This is a genomic window from Blautia sp. AF17-9LB, assembly GCF_003479185.1.
Lineage (GTDB): Bacteria > Bacillota > Clostridia > Lachnospirales > Lachnospiraceae > Fusicatenibacter > Fusicatenibacter saccharivorans.
Genome location: NZ_QUGU01000016.1, coordinates 40,220 through 59,054, shown reverse-complemented (window position 1 = coordinate 59,054; position 18,835 = coordinate 40,220). Strand labels below are relative to the sequence as shown.

Here is an 18,835-nt window from a genome sequence, read left to right as displayed (position 1 = left end):
CGATGAGAGCAGAGTACAGCTATTGCAGGGATTATCTGATTAAAAATGGAAAACCGTGGTTTCCGGTGATGGGCGAAATGCATTACAGTCGGTACCGCAAAGAGTGGTGGGAGGAATCACTGCGCAAAATAAAGGCGGGCGGAGTTTCTGTCGTCTCGGCCTATGTGATCTGGATTCACCACGAGGAAGAGGAAAATGTGTTTGATTTTGAAGGATGCCGGGATATCGGAACGTTTGTAAGACTGTGCCGGAAAGTCGGACTGTCGGTATTCTTGCGTATCGGACCGTTTGTGCACGGGGAAGTGCGGAACGGCGGATTCCCGGACTGGATCATCGAGAGAGAGAAAGAGGGCATGGCGATCCGCTGTAACAACGAGGAATATCTTGGCTATGTCAGACGGTTCTGGAAAAAGGTTTATGCGCAGGTCGATGGATGCATGGAAAAGGACGGCGGTCCGGTGATCGGTATTCAGATCGAGAATGAGTACGGCCACGTCGGCGGTCTGCAGGGACCGGAGGGCGAGGCGCATATCCGCACATTGACAGCAATGGCAAAGGAAATTGGCTTTGATGTGCCGCTGTACACGGCGACCGGTTGGGGCGGAGCCTGCATCGGCGATCTGCTTCCGGTCATGGGCGGCTACTGTGAAGCACCATGGGATCAGAGAACGTGCGAGATTGAGCCGAACGCAAACTTTGTGTTCAGCCACACAAGGAACGATGCACTGATTGCGTGTGATCATCATGTGGAAAATGCAAACAGTTACAACGAGGAGGATTTTCCGTTTTTGACGGCAGAACTTGGAGGCGGGCTTCAGGTTACCATGCACAGAAGACCGGTGGCGAAGGGATGCGATGTCGGAGCGATGTCTACCGTAAAAATGGGAAGTGGAGCAGGGCTGCTCGGCTACTATATGTACCACGGCGGCAGCAATCCGAAGGGAAAACTGTCCACCCTGCAGGAGAGCCGCGCGACAGGATATCTGAACGACCTGCCGGAGATCAATTACGATTTCAACGCGCCGATCCGGCAGTACGGAACAATCTCGGACAGCTATCGGGAGATCAAGCTGCTGGCGCTGTTTTTGAATGATTTTGGCGAGGATATGGCCTCACTTCGGTCTGAAATTCCAACGATAAGGATTCTGCCGGGAGATATGCACACTGTTCGGACAGCGTGCCGTCACGATGCGGACCATGGATACGTCTTTTTTAACAATTACCAGAGAAGATGGAAGATGGATGATCATCCACAGGTGAAACTGGAGGGACTCCTGGATGGAAAGGCGAGCGTGGGATTTCCGGCATTTGACCTGAAAGAGGGAATGTATGGATTTTTTCCGTACAATATGAAACTAAACGATGCGGTTCTTCACACGGCACTTGCCACACCGCTCTGCGTTTTACATACGAAAAAGGGAGATGCGTTCGTATTTTACGGTGATCTCGACCCGCAGATTCAGTGGGAGGGCGATGCGCGCGCAGAACTCTGCCTGATTTCCCGGCAGGAGGCGCTGAATGCATGGAAGGTGCATCTGGATCAGGATTATCTCGTTCTTTCCGAAAATTATGTCTGGGAAGAAAACGGTGAGCTTGTTGTGACAGGCAGTGGAAAAACCATGATCGCTGTGTATCCGGCAGTGGAAAAAGGCATTGTGGATTTCAAAGAGTGTGGAAAAAGAGGAAACTTTACGCTGTATGAGCGTATTTACAAAGCACAGGAGCCGGAGGCAGAGCTTGTCTGCAAAGAGCAGGATAAAGAGAAAGCAGTATACGAACTGAAGCTTGCTTATCCGGGCGAAAAAAATTATCACGATGCGTTTGCTTTTCTGACCTGGTACGGAAACCGTATGGAAGTGTTTGATGGGGAAGAGAAAATCAACGATTATTTCTATACCGGTCAGGAGGCCCTGTTAAGCCTTGGCTATTTTGAGTTTCCGGAGAAACTGAAACTCGTTGTCTATCCTCTGCATCCGGGTGATCCGATTTTTCTGGAAAAGCAGCCGGATGCAGCGGATGGATGTGCCTGCAAAATTGAGAAGCTGCACGTGGAGACGATATTTCGATGAACAGAGAAAGGAAAACGAACATGAACCAGAGTGGATTTATCTATGGAGGGGATTATAACCCGGAGCAGTGGCTTGCGATGCCGGAAATTCTGGAGCAGGATATCGAATATATGAAGGAGGCGCATATCAACGAGGTGACGCTTGGTGTCTTTTCCTGGTCTGTGCTCGAGCCGGAGGAGGGTGTATACCACCTGGAATGGCTGGAAAAGATCATGGATCAGCTGTATAAGAATGAGATTTCAGTAATTCTCTCGACACCGTCTGCAGCACGCCCGAAGTGGCTTGCAGACAAATACCCGGAGGTACTGCGCGTAAACGCGGACCGCACGAAAAATCTGTTCGGCGGACGCCATAATCACTGTTATACTTCGCCGGTTTACCGGGAAAAGGTGGGGAAAATTGATCGCCTGCTGAGCGAGAAGTTTGGAAAGCACCCGGCGGTAAAAATGTGGCACATTTCGAATGAACTGAGTGGAGAATGCCATTGCCCGCTCTGCCAGAAGGCATTTCAGGGGTGGCTGAAGAAAAAATATGAGACGATTGATGCATTGAATATGTCGTGGAATACAACGTTCTGGAGCCATTCGTATCAGAATTTTGAGCAGATTGAGAGTCCGTCCCCAAAGGGTGAGATGGGGCTTCACGGACTGAATCTTGACTGGAAACGGTTTGTGACAGATCAGACAGCAGACTTTGTTGCCTGGGAAAAAGCAGCGATCCGCGCGGGCGGTTCCGAACTTCCGGTGACAATCAACATGATGTATGATTTCCAGGGACTGAATTATCATAAGTTCAAGGATCTGATTGATGTGGTGTCATGGGATAATTATCCGACCTGGCACAAGGAAGCAGAAGAGGTGACTGCGCTTGATGCGGCACTGCAGCACGATTTTATGCGGAGTTTGATGAAAAAACCGTTCCTTCTGATGGAGTCCTGCCCGACAAGCACGAACTGGCAGAGTGTCAGCAAGCTGAAACGGCCTGGGCTTTTAAAGGCGGCATCGCTGCAGGCAGTGGCGCATGGTTCCGACAGTGTCCAGTATTTCCAGATCCGCCAGAGCCGCGGTGCGAGCGAGAAGTTCCACGGGGCGGTCATTGACCACTACGGCGGAAAGGATACGCGCGTGTTCCGTGAGGTGACAGAGACGGGCGAGGCGCTTTTGGATCTGGCGCAGATTGCGGGAAGCACGACGAAGGCACAGGCTGCAATTTTGCATGACTGCGAAAGCCGCTGGGCCATGGAGGATGCGCAGGGACCACGGAATATGGGACTGCATTACATGAATACCGTGAAGAAAGTATATGGCGGTCTTCGGAAACTGGGTGTGAATGTGGATTTCCTTGACATGGAGGAGAGTCTTTCCGGCTACCGGATTGTCTTTGCACCGATGCTGTATCTGTTTCGGGCCGGAATTGAGGAAAAAATCCGGAATTTCGTGGCAGACGGCGGCACCTTTGTGATGACATACTGGTCGGGAGTTGTGGATGAAAACGACCTCTGTTTCCTCGGCGGAACCCCGCACGGACTGATGGATGTATTCGGCCTGCGGAGCACCGAGCTGGACGCATTGTATGATCAGGATGTGAATGCGGGTGTGGGAGAAGGAAAGACATATGAAATCCGAAATTTCTGCGACCTGGTAAAAACGAACGGTGCCGAAACGCTGCTGGCATACCGTGACGATTTCTATGCGGGATATCCGGCACTGACGAAAAATGTATTTGGAGAGGGCGAGGCGTATTATGTCTGCGCAGATTTTGAACAGGCATTTTACGATGACTTCTGCCGGAAATTGGCAGAAGAAAAAGGCCTGGAACGCGCGGCAGCCGAAATCCCGGAAGGGCTCGATGTTGCAACAAGGGAGGATGAGAAATACAAGTATCTGTTTGTACAGAACTACGGAGCTGAACCGGCTGCATTTCCGATGGATACGGAAACATACCAGCCGATGACGGGAGAGTATGATGGAGTGGTCAGAAGATTTGAGACGGTTGTGTTTCGAAAAGAAAAATAGAAGTTAGGGAATAGAAACAGACGGCAGGCTGTGTGTGAGTACACAGCCTGCCGTCTTTTGAATGGACGGTTATTTCAGTTCCTGTTCCGCCTTTTTCCAGACCTCTTCGTCCAGATCGGTCAGTGCCAGTGCATCGGCGAGTTCACGCACTCGTTTTACGGTGAGATAAAAATAATTCACGCCGCAGGTCAATGTCCGTTTTAAGGAACGGGCAAGGACACTGCCATGCGTTTCCAGCCCGGCGCGGTCGAATTCGGCGAGGTAGCCTTCGAGATCGTAGGGAATCTGAAAACATTCGATCTGCCATGTGCTGTTTTCCAGCGTCAGAATCGCGAAATGGGCATGGCCGCCGACTCCATCAAGCGCAAGCCCAAGGGAACCGGGATTCAGGTATGTTTTTCCGGCATATTCTCTTTGCTCCTGCTTGTGGCTGTGCCCGCCGAGCAGGATTGCGGCATCGAGATTTTCCAGATGGGACAGCAAAAGCTCCGGATGCAGACCGAAATTCCCACGGAGTTCTCCGGGCGCGCCGTGACAGAGACGAAGTGCCGGGAAGAGAGATTCGCGGCAGGTATCCGGTATGATTTCTTCCTGCGGAACAAAAACAGGAATCAGCCGGCCTGACTCATGCATTTTTCCGATCAGAACTCCGTCTGTCGGCAGCTGTTCGAAAAATTCCAGATCCTGTCCGGTAAGATTCCGAAACGTATAATCCAAAAGTCCGCTTGTCGAGGAACCTGCCTTCCAGTTCTGCGGATGCCGGAGATTTTCCAGCAGATATTCTTCCCTGTTTCCCCGCACCAGATAGCAGGGAAACTCCTCCTGCATTTCGCGAAGCACTCTCATCATCCGTTGCGGAAAAGGCCCGTCTGTTACAAAATCTCCCAGCCCGATGATACCGTCGATCTCCTGACTGCGAAGAAATGCCAGCACCTTTGCGAGCGCATAATAATTCCCGTGAAGATCACTGATTACTGCTAATTTCATGTGTCGTCCTTTCTGTGATATTGAGTCAAAAGGTGTTTTGTCCCAACATCTCTCTATATCAAAATTATAAAATGCGAGATACTGTTTCGATTTTATCAGATGGAGAGAAAGAACGCAATTTAAAAACCTGCTGACAGAAAAAGCATGTTATGATAAGATCAAAGGCAGAGAGTTTCGAATATCTTTACTGTCGGAGGGAATGTATGATTAATCGGGAAGACATGCTGGAGCTGACGAGGAGGATGACGCCGGCGCGGACTTCGTTTGTGCGGATGGCGGGTTGCTATACGGATTCGGATGGGGAGTATGACGGCAGTTTCAACATTCATTTTCTGAAACTGTCCGGTTCGGAAAAGGCCAGGAATCTGGCGATTGCCAAGAAAATTCCGTTTGCGGAATCGAATGAGAAGCTGCGGGAATACCGTTTTCCGGAAACATCCCAGGGGCCGGGCAGTATCTGGCAGATGCTGATGGCGCTGCGGGAATGCGGACTGAAGAACGATGCGCTGTTGGAAACGTTCTATGATATCCTGATCGAAGGATTGCAGATTCACGGGGCTTATGCCATTTACATGTTTTATGACCGGTATGATATTCCTGCAAAGGCTTCCGATAAAGAGCGCCTGGGGGAATCCGAGGAGATGTTCCCCTATCTGATCTGCGCTGTCTGCCCGCTGGTTGGAGAATACGAGCCGGGAAATCCTATCTGTGGATTTCTGTTCCCTGCTTTTGTGGACCGGAGCGGAGATCTGGAACGGGTTGATATTTATGCAGAGCGTGCAGCGTGGGGCGATCAGATGGCCAGCATTCTTGGCGCGAAGGGCAGAAAATTCAGATGCGGTCTGTAAAAGAAAAAATCAAAAGTGACGGATCAAACCAGGTGCTGATGTGCCTGGCAGTAAAAAAACTTCCCGGCGAACCTGCATATATCGTTCGCCAAGGGAAGTTTTTTAGATACGGGAGCAGCAGAAGTGCATATTTACTGTGCCATCCCCGCTCCATTCTGTGTAGTTGCTCCGTTTTCCTGCGGATTCTGCGTCTCATTGTCGCCGCCGCTTACCACATCGTCCACCGCGCGGCCGACATCCTCAACGCCCTCACCGACACCACGGGTCACATCTTCAGCGGCGTCGCCGACATCATCTCCAAGGGTATTTCTATCCCCGGTATTTGTACCGTTCGTACCGTTGGCATTCCCATCGGTGCCCTCCGTCACATCATTTACATTGTCGTTTGACGGCATCTCTGTCGTATGGACATCGTTTCTGTTATCCGTCTGTCCCATGTCACTCTCCGTGTTGGTATTGCCATTTCCGGTGTCATTCGTGGTGTTGTTTCCACAGGCCGTCATCCCGGCCAGTAATACCGCCAATGCCAGCGTCATACACACTCTTCTGATTTTTCTCATCTTCAAAATCTCCTTTCCCTAACAGTGTCTGGACAGTTGCTAGTATTTGAAAAATGCCGGAAAATATACGGAAAAAAGAGGCTTTTGGAAATCTTGACAAAGGAAGAAAAAAACACTAAAACAAAAAGTACGAAAACGGACTAAAAACGAAAACAGGATATATCGAAATGGAAGTCAATCCGGCAAACCGGCGGGAAAAAATCATCAGTCTGACTGAAACGGGAAAACAGTATGCGAGAGAGCTGGTTCTTCCGCTGTTTCAGTCCGAGGAGGAAGCTGCGGCGCAGTTTACGGAGCAGGAGATGAAAGAAGTAATCCGGATGCAGGAAAAATTTGCCGATGCACTGGCAAAGAGTATGGAGGAAAAGGTATCCATAGTTCACAATCTGTCCGCTTCGTGATATGATAACAGCAGAATTCGAAAAGGAGAGAAAGAGAATGAAAGAAGAACTGAAGAAATCCCTTCGCACCTACGGCGCCCTGCTGCTGCTCGGTGTGACCGGCGTTCCGCTCGGTGCGGCAGTCGGTCTGATTGAGGCGCTGTTCTGCCGTCTGCTTTTGAAAGTCACGGCTGTTCGCGTGGCACATCTTTTCTGGTGTCTGCCGTTTCTCGCTATGGCAGGTCTTGTGATCGTGGCAGTCAATCAGAAATTCGGTGGCAGGGGAAAAGGAGGCATGAGTCTGATTTTTGATGTAGCGTATGAGGAGGAGACAGAGCTTCCGCTTCGCATGATTCCGCTGTCAATGCTCTCAACGGCGTTGACGCATCTGTTCGGTGGAAGTGCCGGCCGCGAGGGCGTTGCCGTTCAGATCGGTGCTGTGTTTTCCTATTTTGCCGGCAAAAAATTACCGTTTAAAAACGCGCCCGGTATCTTTCTGGTAACCGGTATGGCCGCCGGCTTTGCGGGCATGTTCGGAACGCCGATTGCAGCTGTGATCTTTGCGGTAGAGGTGCTCGCTGCGGGTGAAATGCGGTACGAGGCACTGCTTCCGGCGTTTACCGCATCTTTCTCTGCGAGCGCTGTAGCTTCCCTGCTTGGAATCCGCAAAGAAAATCTGGCTGTCCACATCAGCGAAAGCCTGACACCGTTCCTGCTGGTGCGTCTGATTACACTTGGTATTATTTTTGGAATCACAGGCGGCCTCTTCGCCTGGTGCTTAAAGCACACGAAAAAATATCTCGGCGAAAAAATCAAAAATCCGCTGGTACGTGTTTTCTCCATCGGTGTTATCCTTAGCATTCTGTTCCTGCTTCTGTACCGCGGACGGTATTGCGGCTTTGGAACGAATCTGGTGGAAGCGGTATTTCATGGGGAAAAGGTATATGCATATGACTGGGCGCTGAAATTTATCCTGACAATTCTGACGCTGTCCGCCGGGTTTCAGGGCGGCGAGGTAACACCGCTGTTTACCATCGGAGCAACCCTGGGAGCAGTCCTTGGCAATCTGTTCGGTATTCCGGTGGAGCTTTCCGCGGCGCTTGGCTATGCGGCGGTTTTTGGCGGCGGAACCAACACCTTACTGGCGGCTATTTTCATTGGCGGCGAGATTTTTGGCTACGATTATCTGCCATATTTCTTTATTGTCTGCACCGCGGCCTACGTATTCAACCGCAACAGCTCGATCTATTCCCGCCAGAAACTGACGAAATACAGCTGCTGATAACAGAAACGTCACAAAGTTATCACACACCGTTACGTGTTACAGTTCACTGGTGCCCAGCGAACTGTAACATTCGCAACCTTCATTTAAAGTTTTGCTTCGCAAAAGGAGGGTTGCTCACACCTGAAACATGTTCTTACGCAGCGAAACAGCAAGTGTTTCACTGCTGAGTGAACAGTAACGGTTACGTTACGATACGGGTTGACGCGTTTCCGGGAATGAGGTTATACTAGAGGTATCATATACGAAAAAGGAGTAACGAATTATGAAAGGTATCGTACTTGCCGGAGGTTCCGGCACACGTCTTTATCCGTTAACTATGGTAACATCGAAACAGCTTCTCCCGATCTATGACAAGCCGATGATCTATTATCCGCTGTCTGTTCTTATGAATGCAGGCATCCGCGACATCCTGATCATCTCCACCCCGCAGGACACCCCGCGTTTCGAGGCACTGCTCGGTGACGGCCATCAGTTCGGTGTACAGCTTTCCTACAAGGTACAGCCAAGCCCGGACGGACTGGCACAGGCCTTCATCATCGGCGAGGAGTTCATCGGGGATGATTCCGTTGCCATGGTGCTCGGCGACAACATCTTCTTCGGACACGGTCTGAACAAACGCCTGAAAGCAGCAGTAGAAAACGCTGAGACCGGAAAAGGCGCAACCGTATTCGGCTATTATGTAGATGATCCGGAGCGTTTCGGGATCGTAGAATTTGACTCCGAGGGAAAAGCCATCTCCATCGAAGAGAAACCGGAGAAACCGAAATCAAACTATTGCGTTACAGGTCTGTACTTTTATGACAACAAAGTCGTAGAGTATGCAAAAAACCTGAAACCGTCACCGCGCGGAGAGCTTGAGATCACCGACCTGAACCGGATCTATCTGGAAGACGGCAGCCTGAACGTTGAGCTTCTCGGACAGGGCTTCACCTGGCTGGATACCGGTACACATGAGAGTCTGGTAGAGGCAACCAACTTCGTAAAAACCATCGAGACGCATCAGCACCGCAAGATTGCGTGCCTCGAGGAGATCGGTTACCTGAACGGCTGGATCGGCAAAGACCAGCTTCTGACCGACATCGAGCCACTGAAGAAAAACCAGTACGGCCAGTACTTGATGGATGTGATGAACGGAAAATATATCGACAAATAAAAGCGAACAGCGTTGAAGAAAACTGCCCCGGAAGAAAAATCCGGGGCAGTTTTTGAAAAAAGTGCTTGACCATGACATAACGTCATCCTTTATACTCATGGTACAAACAGAAAATCAGACTGAAAAACAAGAGACAGACAAAACATAACGATAACAAAATCAGAAAAAAGGAGAACCATTATGAGAGTATTTGTAACAGGTGTAAAAGGCCAGCTCGGCCATGACGTCATGAATGAACTTGCAAAACGCGGTCATGAAGGAATCGGCGTTGATATTGAAGAAATGGATATCACCGATGCAGAAAGCGTAAGAAAAGTCATTACCGAAGCAAATCCGGATGTCGTAATCCACTGTGCAGCATGGACCGCTGTAGACCTTGCTGAGGATGATGACAAAAAAGAAAAAGTACATCAGGTCAATGCAGTCGGAACCGAGAACATCGCAAAAGTCTGCCATGACCTTGACTGCAAAATGATCTACATCTCCACCGACTACGTATTCGACGGCCAGGGTACCCGCCCGTGGGAGCCGGATGATGAGCGTCATCCGCTGAACGTATACGGCCAGACGAAATACGAGGGAGAGCTCGCGGTAGAGAAATGGGTGAAAAAATTCTACATCGTCCGCATCGCATGGGTATTCGGCGTGAACGGAAAGAACTTCATCAAGACCATGCTGAACCTTGGAAAGACACACGATCATCTGACTGTTGTAGATGATCAGGTAGGAAGCCCGACCTACACCTACGACCTGTCCCGCCTGCTTGTTGACATGGCAGAGAAAGAGAACTACGGCCGCTACCATGCAACAAACGAGGGACTCTGCTCCTGGTATGAGTTCGCCTGCGAGATTTTCAAACAGGCCGCTGAGATCGATCCGGCTTACGGAAAAGTAAGTGTATCACCGGTAAGCTCTGACCAGTACCCGGCAAAAGCAAAACGTCCGTCCAACAGCCGCATGAGCAAAGAGAAACTGACCGAGAACGGATTCGAAAAACTGCCGACCTGGCAGGATGCGCTGCACAGATATCTGCGCGAGATCGAATTCTGATAGCAAACCCCGAAAATAACGCAAGTTTCTGAGATTGCTATAAACATTTCCAATAGGCGGAGCCCCAGGTAAAACGGGGGCTCCTTTTTCTTATGCCAAACTCATGCATTCAACAGGGAGAATGCCCTTTTTTCTTTTGTGAATATTGACAGAAAATGCCGTTGAAATTCTCACATTGGATCCGGGTATTTCTGTTGACATTTGAACATGAAATTGCCATTATGAAAGCAGAATCTTTACGTATCCGGCAGGGGGCAGGAACGTGAAGATGACAAAAGAAGGTATGGGGGATGAAGCAATGAAAAAGAGTCTGTTTTACCGGGCAAAAAAGATGCCGCCATCTGCGCAGATCATGCTGCTGTTTGCCGTCGAGGGTGTATTTCTGCAATATATCACATCGATTAACGGTTTCGGTCTGAATCTGTATGCGACAAACATGGGTGCAACCGACAGTCAGATCGGCATTATCCAGATGGTGCCGAACATTGTAGCGTGTGCAGCATTGCTGCCGCTTGGAATTCTGGCGGATCATCTGAAGTCGACAAAGACGATACCGCTGCTTACGCTTCTTATGATGTGTGCCGGTTATGCATTTCTTGGCAGTGTACCGGTACTCGGCGAGAGACGTATGGATCTGTTTTTTGTATCGCTGGCATTTACTGCGGGTGCACTTGCCATCTACAATGCGCAGTGGCAGGCGATGTTCGGTGCTGCGGTTTCGCTGCGGCAGCGAAATGATGTCTATGCCTTTCGGAATCAGTTCATGTTTGTGATTGGCATTTTTGCACCGGTGATCTGCGGGATTCTGATGGGAAGATGCCACACGGCCGATGGAAAGCTTCTGGTACTCCGAAGCTTCTTTTATTTGTCTGCTGTCTGTGTTCTGTTGCAGGCCGCTGCAATCAAAAAAATTCCGGTGAAACAGCAGGAGGAGGGCAAAGCTTCGGCAGAAGCGGGAAATGCATCCTCACGTTTTTCTGTTTCTGACCTGCTGGAGGCGATCACAAGTGTGGGAAAAAATAAAGCACTGCGCTGGTTTTTCGTGCCGGTGGTCTTTTTCTATATCACCTGGCAGCTTGACTGGAGCATGTGGTATTTAGGACAGGTCAAATACTGTAAAATGTCGGAGATGACACTTTCCATCTGCAACGGTGTTTTCAATATCGGTCAGCTTGCGGCAGTTGGAATGATCGCGAAGGTTGTCCGGAAAAAATCGCCGGATTTTGCACTGATTTTCGCCGGGATCGGTCTTTGCTTCTGCCCGGTTATCATGATTCTGGCTCCTCATCTGCCCCTGGCGTACCGCGGGGTTGCTTTTATTGTTTTGATGACGGTTCTGAATGCTCCGCAGTGTGCCGTTGCACTTTGTACGATACAGATTCTCTTAAATGCCGCGCCGGAAAAGAACCGTTCGCTTTTGATCAGCCTCTTTACGATGATTACAACGCTGACCAACAGTGTTCTGCCGCTGCTCGGTGTCCGTCTGTATACGGCACTTGGGGCAGACCTTACGGCACTGTACCGGTTCAATCTGATAGATCTTGGGGTTCGCATTTTATCCACACTCGGGCTGGTATGGCGTTATCAGAAGGCGAAAAAAGATGGCTTTCTGACAAAGATTTCGGATTGAGACGGGCCGTAAAAGCCGAAAATAACATTTACAACAGGAACGATATCGTGTATGATAAACGTGGTTTTCTTTGCACGTATGGAAAAGAGAAGCGCAAAAAGGAGTTTAAACAATGAAATGGAATAAATTTACATTAAAAACAAGATCGGAAGTGGAAGACATTGTGATCTCCACTCTGGCCGATGTGGGAATCGAAGGCGTGGAAATTCAGGACAAACAGCCTTTGACCGAGAGCGACAAACAGCAGATGTTCGTGGATATCATGCCGGATATTCCGGATGACGACGGCATTGCCTATCTGAATTTTTACCTCGATGTGGATGAGGACAAGGAGAAGGTTCTTGCAGATGTCCGCGCGGCACTTGCAGAAATGCAGGAGTTCCTGGACCTTGGAGAGTGCACCATCACAGAGTCTGAGACAGAGGACAAGGACTGGATCAACAACTGGAAACAGTATTTCAAACAGTTCTATGTGGACGACATTCTGATCATCCCGTCCTGGGAGGAAGTAAAGCCGGAAGACCGGGATAAAATGATCATCCATATCGATCCGGGCACAGCCTTTGGAACGGGTATGCATGAGACAACACAGCTTTGCATCCGTCAGTTAAAGAAATATGTGACAAAGGATACCGAGCTGCTTGATGTCGGAACCGGAAGCGGTATTCTTTCGATTATTGCACTGAAGCTTGGTGCGCGTCATGCGGTCGGAACAGACCTCGATCCGTGTGCGGTTCCTGCGGTTGAGGAAAACAAAGAAGTTAATGGAATTCCGGTAGAAGCTTTTGATATGATGATCGGAAATATCATTGATGACAAAGAAGTACAGGACAGAGTCGGATACGAAAAATACGATATCGTTACCGCCAATATTCTTGCAGATGTTCTCGTTCCGCTGACGCCGGTAATCGTACACCAGATGAAGCCGGGCGCTGTTTATATCACATCCGGCATTCTCGATGTGAAAGAGGAAGTTGTCAAAGAGGCAGTCGTTGCAGCGGGACTTGAAGTGGTTGAAGTTACACATCAGGGCGAATGGGTTTCTGTTACAGCAAGAAAACCGATGTAAATTAAGAAAAGCGAAACACCAGAAGAGAAAGAGAACAGATTCATGTACCGTTTTTTTGTAGAAGAAAGTCAGATTTATGACGGCACTGTCCACATCACGGGCAGTGACGTTAATCACATCAAAAATGTGCTCCGCATGCGGCCGGGCGAAAAAATACTGGTCAGTACCGGAGGCGAAAAGGAATATCATTGTGCCGTTTCGGATTTCCCGGAAGGGGAGGTTCTTGCCGCAGTAGAAGAAGTCACAGCAGCAGACAGAGAACTCCCGTCCGGAATTGTACTGTTTCAGGGTCTGCCAAAAGGTGACAAAATGGAACTGATCATCCAAAAAGCAGTGGAACTTGGTGCGACGGAAATTGTTCCGGTGGAGATGAAACGCTGCGTTGTGAAGCTGGACCGGAAAAAGGCGGAAAAGAAAGCAGAGCGTTGGCAGACGATCGCACTTGGTGCGGCAAAGCAGTCCAAACGGATGCAGATTCCGACGGTACACATGCCTGTTACATTTCAGCAGGCGCTTGCAATGATGGCAGAATCAGACGTTCGCCTGATGCCGTATGAGAACGCAGAGGGGATGGAAGGAACGAGAAAAATTCTGGAATCCATTGAACCGGGTGAATCTATTGCGATCCTGATCGGACCGGAGGGCGGCATCGACGAAGCGGAAGTGGAAATGGCCATGAAGGAAAAGGTAGAGCCGATTACGCTCGGAAAGCGCATTCTGCGCACGGAAACGGCCGGAATGACCGTGCTTTCCATTCTGGTGTATCTTTTAGAAGGAAGGGAACGAACAAGATAATGGAAGCATATCTGGACAATTCCGCAACCACCTGTGTTTATCAGGAAACCGCAGATCTCGTCTGTGATCTGATGGTAAATCATTATGGAAATCCGTCTGCGATGCATCAAAAAGGGGTAGAAGCAGAACAATATATCAGAACCGCCCAGGAAACGCTGGCAAAGATTCTGAAAGTCAAAGAAAAAGAAATTTTCTTTACCTCCGGTGGCACAGAGTCCGACAACTGGGCGCTCGTCGGAACAGCAATGGCAAATAAGAGAACGGGAAACCACATCATCACAAGCGCGATCGAGCACCCGGCCGTGTCGGCACCGCTGGCATTTCTGGAGGAGCAGGGGTTCCGTATTACGCGCCTGCCGGTAAATAAAGAAGGCCTTGTGGATGTGAACGAACTCGAAGAAGCGATCACGCCGGAGACGATTCTCGTTTCGATTATGTATGTCAACAATGAGATCGGTGCTGTTGAGCCAATCGGGGAGATCGGACGCAGAATCAAGGCGAAAAATCCGAAAACGTATTTTCATGTCGATGCGATCCAGGCGTTCGGCAAATACCGGATTTATCCGAAACGGATGGGCATCGACATGCTCTCCGTGAGCGGCCACAAGATCCACGGACCGAAGGGAAGCGGCTTTTTATATATTGATGAGAAAGTAAAAATCCGTCCGCTGATCTTAGGCGGCGGCCAGCAGAACGGCATGCGTTCCGGAACCGACAATGTGCCGGGCATCGCAGGCCTTGCGAAATCCGCTGAGATCGTTTACAAGCATTTTGACGAGCAGACCGCGCAGATGCGTGCCTGCAAACACCGTCTGATCGAAGGCTTACGGGAGCTGGACGATGTGGTCATCCATGGCATGCCGGAAGAAGAGGGTGCGCCGCAGATTGTCAATGCATCATTCTTAAATGTGCGCAGTGAAGTGCTGCTGCACACGCTGGAGGACCGCCAGATCTACGTTTCCGCCGGAAGCGCCTGCTCATCACACAAGAGAGCCGGAAGCCCGACGCTGACTGCCATCGGCGCATCGAAAGCCGAGATGGAGTCTGCCGTGCGGTTCAGCTTCAGCGAATTTACGACACTGGAACAGATTGATTATACCCTGGATACGCTGCGCGAGGTACTGCCGATGCTGCGCAGATTTACCAGGAAATAATAGAAAGAGGAAAATTATGATTACAATACAGCCGGAAATTGAAATCCTGAGCACCGAATCCTACGAGGATATGCTGCGCCGGATCGAGAAAATCGGAAGAGTCTGCTACAAGAGCGAGGAGCGCATTGGAGAAGGCACTGCAGAGAAATTCATCGCAGGCATCATCAAACGCGGCCATGAATCCGTCATTGAGCACGGCTCCATCACCGTAAAAGTAACGTGCGACCGCGGCGTGACCCATGAGATCGTCCGCCACCGTATCGCAAGCTACAGCCAGGAGAGCACCCGCTACTGCAACTATTCGAAAGATAAATTTGGAAACCAGATCACCTGTATCGACCTGGCAACCGGATTTTCCTATGATCTGGACGACGAGAACGACCGTAAAAAATACGAGGTATGGCAGAAAGCAATGGAAGCTGCAGAGCAGTATTACTTCCAGATGCTCGAACTCGGAGCAAAGCCGGAGGAGGCAAGAAGCATTCTTCCGAACTCCCTGAAAACCGAGATCGTCATGACCATGAACTTAAGAGAGTGGCGCCACTTTATCCGGCTTCGAAGCGCCAACGCCGCACATCCGCAGATGCGTCAGGTATCTGACCTGATCCTGAAGAAATTTTCTGAGGAATATCCTCTGTTCTTCCGCGATCTGGCTGAGAAAAAAGGAGAATAAAAAACGATGATGTACAAAGCATTTCTGGTAAAATATGCCGAGATCGGCATTAAAGGAAAGAACCGTCATCTGTTCGAGAAAGCGCTCTGCGTACAGATGGAGCACGCGCTTGCCCCGGTAGACGGAAATTTCCAGGTCACCCGTGAGATGGGACGAATCTATGTCAACACCGAAGGAGACTTTGATTACGAGGGCGCTGTCGATGCGCTGACAAGAGTTTTCGGTATCGCCGAGATCTGCCCGGTTGTCATTTTAGAGGACACCGGCTTTGAAGATCTGGCAGAGGCAGTGGTTTCCTACGTGAAAGAGCTGTACCCGACCGAGGAGAAAACCTTTAAGGTATGCGCACGCCGTGCGAACAAAAACTATCCGATGCACACAATGGAAGTCAACTGTGAGCTGGGCGGCCGCATCCTCGATGTCTGCCCGAACCTCAAAGTAGACGTTCACGAGCCGGATATCTATCTGAACGTCGAGCTGCGTCAGAAGATTTATCTGTACTGCGAGAGCATCGCAGGTCCTGGCGGTATGCCGGTCGGCACAAACGGACAGGCCATGCTGCTGCTTTCCGGCGGTATCGACAGCCCGGTTGCCGGATACATGATCGCAAAACGCGGTGTTAAGATTGATGCCGTTTACTTCCACGCTCCGCCGTACACCAGCGAGAGAGCTAAACAGAAGGTTGTGGATCTTGCAAAACTCGTTGCACGCTACAGCGGCCCGATCCGTCTGCATGTGGTCAACTTCACCGAGATCCAGCTTGCAATCTACGAAAAATGCCCGCACGACGAGCTGACCATCATCATGCGCCGTTATATGATGAAGATCGCAGAAGCGTTTGCACGTCAGGACAAATGCCTTGGCCTGATCACCGGAGAGAGTATCGGACAGGTGGCAAGCCAGACGATGCATTCCCTCGCCGTTACCAACGAAGTCTGCACCATGCCGGTCTTCCGTCCGCTGATCGGTTTCGACAAACAGGAGATCGTCGATATTTCCGAAAAAATCGGTACGTACGAGACATCCGTTCTGCCGTATGAGGACTGCTGCACGATCTTCGTTGCAAAGCATCCGGTGACAAAACCGAACCTGAATGTCATCAAATGCTCCGAGCGCCATCTGGACGACGTGATCGATGAGATGATGGAACGCGCAGTTTCTACCGCAGAGACGATCGAGGTCTGCTAAGGAAAACTTGCTTTAAAGAACAAAAAGGCCGGATCTTGTTTTGGGGGTTCTGAAAAACAAGATCCGGTCCTGATGATAAACAAAGACAAAAAAAGAGCCGCGGTGAGTGCGCGGCCCTTATGTTCTATCGTAATTATACAATGTACGGAGCAAGAACATCAAGTACGGTCTGAAGAGCATCTCCATCAGCATGGACGTTCAGGTCGATCGGTTTGGAAAGGTCGAGGCTGAAGATTCCCATGATGGATTTTGCGTCGATTACGTATCTTCCGGATACCAGATCGAAATCAAAATCGAATTTGGAAATGTCGTTGACGAAAGATTTTACTTTGTCGATAGAATTAAGAGAAATCTGTACTGTTTTCATGTTTGTAATCCTCCCTGTTATTTGGTTAACATTATTTATTACCCTCATTTAACAGCTTTATCTTACCGTCTGGAGGGGAAAAAGTCAATGCGAAAACATACAAAGATAAAGTGGAATCTTCGTGATTTTTAATAATAAAGATGAAGAAGAAAGGAGTATGGCATGAAAAAAACGGTAGCTTTGCATAATCTTGGGTGTAAAGTGAACGCATATGAGCTGGAAGCCATCCAGCAGCTCCTCGAAAACAGAGGGTACGAGATCGTGCCTTTTGCACCGGGAGCGGATGTTTACATTATCAATACGTGTACCGTGACGAACATTGCGGACCGGAAATCGCGGCAGATGCTGCACAAAGCGAAAAAGATGAATCCCGATGCGGTTGTCGTGGCCTGCGGCTGTTATGTGCAGGCGGCTGGGGAAAAACTCGAAGAGGATACGGCGATTGATCTGATCATCGGAAATAATAAGAAGAAAGATCTTGTGGATATTCTGGAAAACTTTCTGGCAGAACGTGAGGACGGTGGAAAACCATCCGACGCGGAGTGTAAGAGCTTCCTCGTGGATATGACACACAACCGTGAGTACGAGACACTCTCGATCAGCAAAACGGCGGAGCACACCCGCGCATTCCTGAAAGTACAGGATGGATGCAATCAGTTCTGTACTTATTGTATTATCCCGTACGCGCGCGGCAGAGTCAGAAGCCGCCGCCAGAGTGATGTGGTAGAAGAAGTAAAACGTCTGGTGGAGGCCGGATACCAGGAAGTCGTGCTGACCGGTATCCACCTTTCCTCCTACGGACTCGATTTCCCGGAGGGCGAAAAAGAGACGCTGCTCGACCTGATCCGCGCTGTTGATGCAGTGGACGGCATCAGAAGAATCCGTCTCGGATCCCTGGAGCCGGGCATCATCACCGAAGAGTTTGCAGAGGCGATCGCCGCAATGCCGAAGGTGTGCCCGCATTTCCATCTTTCGCTGCAGAGCGGAAGCAATGGAACACTGAAGCGGATGAACCGGAAATATACCGCAGAAGAATACAAACACAAATGCGATCTGCTGCGTAAGGTATATGGAAATCCGGCGCTGACGACCGATGTGATTGTCGGTTTCCCGCAGGAGAGTGAGGAGGAGTTTGAAGAGTCGCGCGCCTTTGTCGAGGACATTCATTTCTTCGAGACTCACATCTTCAAGTATTCGAGAAGAGAAGGCACCCGCGCCGCAGCGATGGCAGGCCAGATTCCGGAGCAGGAGAAGACGAAGCGCAGCCACGTTCTGCTGGAACTGGACGAGAAACGGAGACAGGAATATATGGAAGGCTTCCTCGGAAAAGAGCTGGAAGTGCTCATGGAAGAAGAAGTCGAGATCGACGGCGTCCGTTACTGGACGGGACACACGAGAGAATATCTGCGCGTTGCCGTTCTTTCGGAAGAAAATCTCATGAATCAGATGGTGCTTGTCACCCCGGCGAGAATCCATGGAAAAGACTGTCTGATGTAGGAAATGATACCAATCCGGAAGATCTGATAGAAAAAAGAGCCAGAACGAAAAAGTTCGTTGCACTTTTTGAGGGTTCGTGGTAGAATACCCCGTGAGCCTGCAAAAAGGCGGGCAG

The 18,835-nt window shown here is 49.9% G+C and carries 17 protein-coding genes; 14 read left to right on the top strand and 3 right to left on the bottom strand.

Translation table 11 applies throughout. The features are described from left to right. Positions 1-2 precede the first annotated feature (2 nt). Both DWX00_RS15580 and DWX00_RS15575 read left to right on the top strand, forming a co-directional pair. Complete coding sequence (locus tag DWX00_RS15580; protein WP_022461859.1) at positions 3-2,069, top strand: beta-galactosidase; 2,067 nt, start codon at positions 3-5, stop codon at positions 2,067-2,069. Then, positions 2,066-4,084 (top strand): beta-galactosidase, encoded by a 2,019-nt coding sequence (locus tag DWX00_RS15575; RefSeq protein ID WP_055266955.1) that lies wholly within the window; start codon positions 2,066-2,068, stop codon positions 4,082-4,084. The genes DWX00_RS15580 and DWX00_RS15575 overlap by 4 nt, the downstream gene beginning before the upstream one ends. Positions 4,085-4,153: 69 nt before the next feature. Here DWX00_RS15575 and DWX00_RS15570 read toward each other — a convergent pair whose 3' ends face one another. Beyond that, positions 4,154-5,071 carry a metallophosphoesterase family protein gene (locus DWX00_RS15570; RefSeq protein WP_117761429.1) on the bottom strand — a complete coding sequence of 306 codons (918 nt, stop codon included), beginning with the start codon at positions 5,069-5,071 and terminating at the stop codon, positions 4,154-4,156. Positions 5,072-5,274: 203 nt separating this feature from the next. On the opposite strand from DWX00_RS15570, the gene DWX00_RS15565 reads away from it, so the two are divergent. After that, positions 5,275-5,919 (top strand): DUF4317 family protein, encoded by a 645-nt coding sequence (locus DWX00_RS15565; RefSeq protein ID WP_055220785.1) that lies wholly within the window; start codon positions 5,275-5,277, stop codon positions 5,917-5,919. A 131-nt stretch (positions 5,920-6,050) separates the two neighbouring features. Here DWX00_RS15565 and DWX00_RS15560 read toward each other — a convergent pair whose 3' ends face one another. Next, the gene (locus DWX00_RS15560; protein WP_118595672.1) at positions 6,051-6,479 is read right to left on the bottom strand and encodes a hypothetical protein; all 429 of its coding nucleotides are present in this window, start codon (positions 6,477-6,479) and stop codon (positions 6,051-6,053) included. A gap of 167 nt (positions 6,480-6,646) precedes the next feature. Between DWX00_RS15560 and DWX00_RS15555 the strand changes: the two genes are divergently transcribed. The 10 genes from DWX00_RS15555 to thiI all read left to right on the top strand — a co-directional run bounded on the left by DWX00_RS15555 (position 6,647) and on the right by thiI (position 16,856). Continuing rightward, a complete protein-coding gene (locus tag DWX00_RS15555) occupies positions 6,647-6,880 on the top strand; it encodes a hypothetical protein (protein ID WP_117801352.1) in 234 nt (77 codons plus the stop codon). Positions 6,881-6,917: 37 nt separating this feature from the next. Next, positions 6,918-8,141 carry a chloride channel protein gene (locus DWX00_RS15550; RefSeq protein ID WP_118595671.1) on the top strand — a complete coding sequence of 408 codons (1,224 nt, stop codon included), beginning with the start codon at positions 6,918-6,920 and terminating at the stop codon, positions 8,139-8,141. A gap of 265 nt (positions 8,142-8,406) precedes the next feature. Further along, on the top strand, positions 8,407-9,297 hold the full coding sequence (gene rfbA / locus DWX00_RS15545; protein WP_022461852.1) for a glucose-1-phosphate thymidylyltransferase RfbA: 891 nt from the start codon (positions 8,407-8,409) through the stop codon (positions 9,295-9,297). A 180-nt stretch (positions 9,298-9,477) separates the two neighbouring features. Then, a complete protein-coding gene (gene rfbD, locus DWX00_RS15540; protein ID WP_022461851.1) occupies positions 9,478-10,347 on the top strand; it encodes a dTDP-4-dehydrorhamnose reductase in 870 nt (289 codons plus the stop codon). A 268-nt stretch (positions 10,348-10,615) separates the two neighbouring features. After that, positions 10,616-11,977: an MFS transporter gene (locus DWX00_RS15535; protein ID WP_022461850.1), complete on the top strand. Its 1,362-nt coding sequence runs from the start codon at positions 10,616-10,618 to the stop codon at positions 11,975-11,977. A 112-nt stretch (positions 11,978-12,089) separates the two neighbouring features. Continuing rightward, positions 12,090-13,046: a 50S ribosomal protein L11 methyltransferase gene (prmA, locus tag DWX00_RS15530; protein WP_022461849.1), complete on the top strand. Its 957-nt coding sequence runs from the start codon at positions 12,090-12,092 to the stop codon at positions 13,044-13,046. A gap of 42 nt (positions 13,047-13,088) precedes the next feature. Continuing rightward, positions 13,089-13,841, top strand: coding sequence for a 16S rRNA (uracil(1498)-N(3))-methyltransferase (locus tag DWX00_RS15525; RefSeq protein ID WP_118595670.1), 753 nt, complete (start codon positions 13,089-13,091; stop codon positions 13,839-13,841). Continuing rightward, positions 13,841-14,995: a cysteine desulfurase family protein gene (locus DWX00_RS15520; protein ID WP_055266965.1), complete on the top strand. Its 1,155-nt coding sequence runs from the start codon at positions 13,841-13,843 to the stop codon at positions 14,993-14,995. The genes DWX00_RS15525 and DWX00_RS15520 overlap by 1 nt, the downstream gene beginning before the upstream one ends. A gap of 16 nt (positions 14,996-15,011) precedes the next feature. Further along, entirely contained in the window at positions 15,012-15,668 is a 657-nt protein-coding gene (thyX, locus tag DWX00_RS15515; RefSeq protein WP_022461846.1) for an FAD-dependent thymidylate synthase, read from the top strand. A gap of 9 nt (positions 15,669-15,677) precedes the next feature. Next, on the top strand, positions 15,678-16,856 hold the full coding sequence (thiI, locus tag DWX00_RS15510) for a tRNA uracil 4-sulfurtransferase ThiI (protein ID WP_082424694.1): 1,179 nt from the start codon (positions 15,678-15,680) through the stop codon (positions 16,854-16,856). A gap of 133 nt (positions 16,857-16,989) precedes the next feature. Here thiI and DWX00_RS15505 read toward each other — a convergent pair whose 3' ends face one another. Then, complete coding sequence (locus DWX00_RS15505) at positions 16,990-17,223, bottom strand: HPr family phosphocarrier protein (protein ID WP_022461844.1); 234 nt, start codon at positions 17,221-17,223, stop codon at positions 16,990-16,992. A 162-nt stretch (positions 17,224-17,385) separates the two neighbouring features. Between DWX00_RS15505 and mtaB the strand changes: the two genes are divergently transcribed. Then, on the top strand, positions 17,386-18,720 hold the full coding sequence (mtaB, locus tag DWX00_RS15500) for a tRNA (N(6)-L-threonylcarbamoyladenosine(37)-C(2))-methylthiotransferase MtaB (protein WP_118595669.1): 1,335 nt from the start codon (positions 17,386-17,388) through the stop codon (positions 18,718-18,720). Positions 18,721-18,835 lie beyond the last annotated feature (115 nt).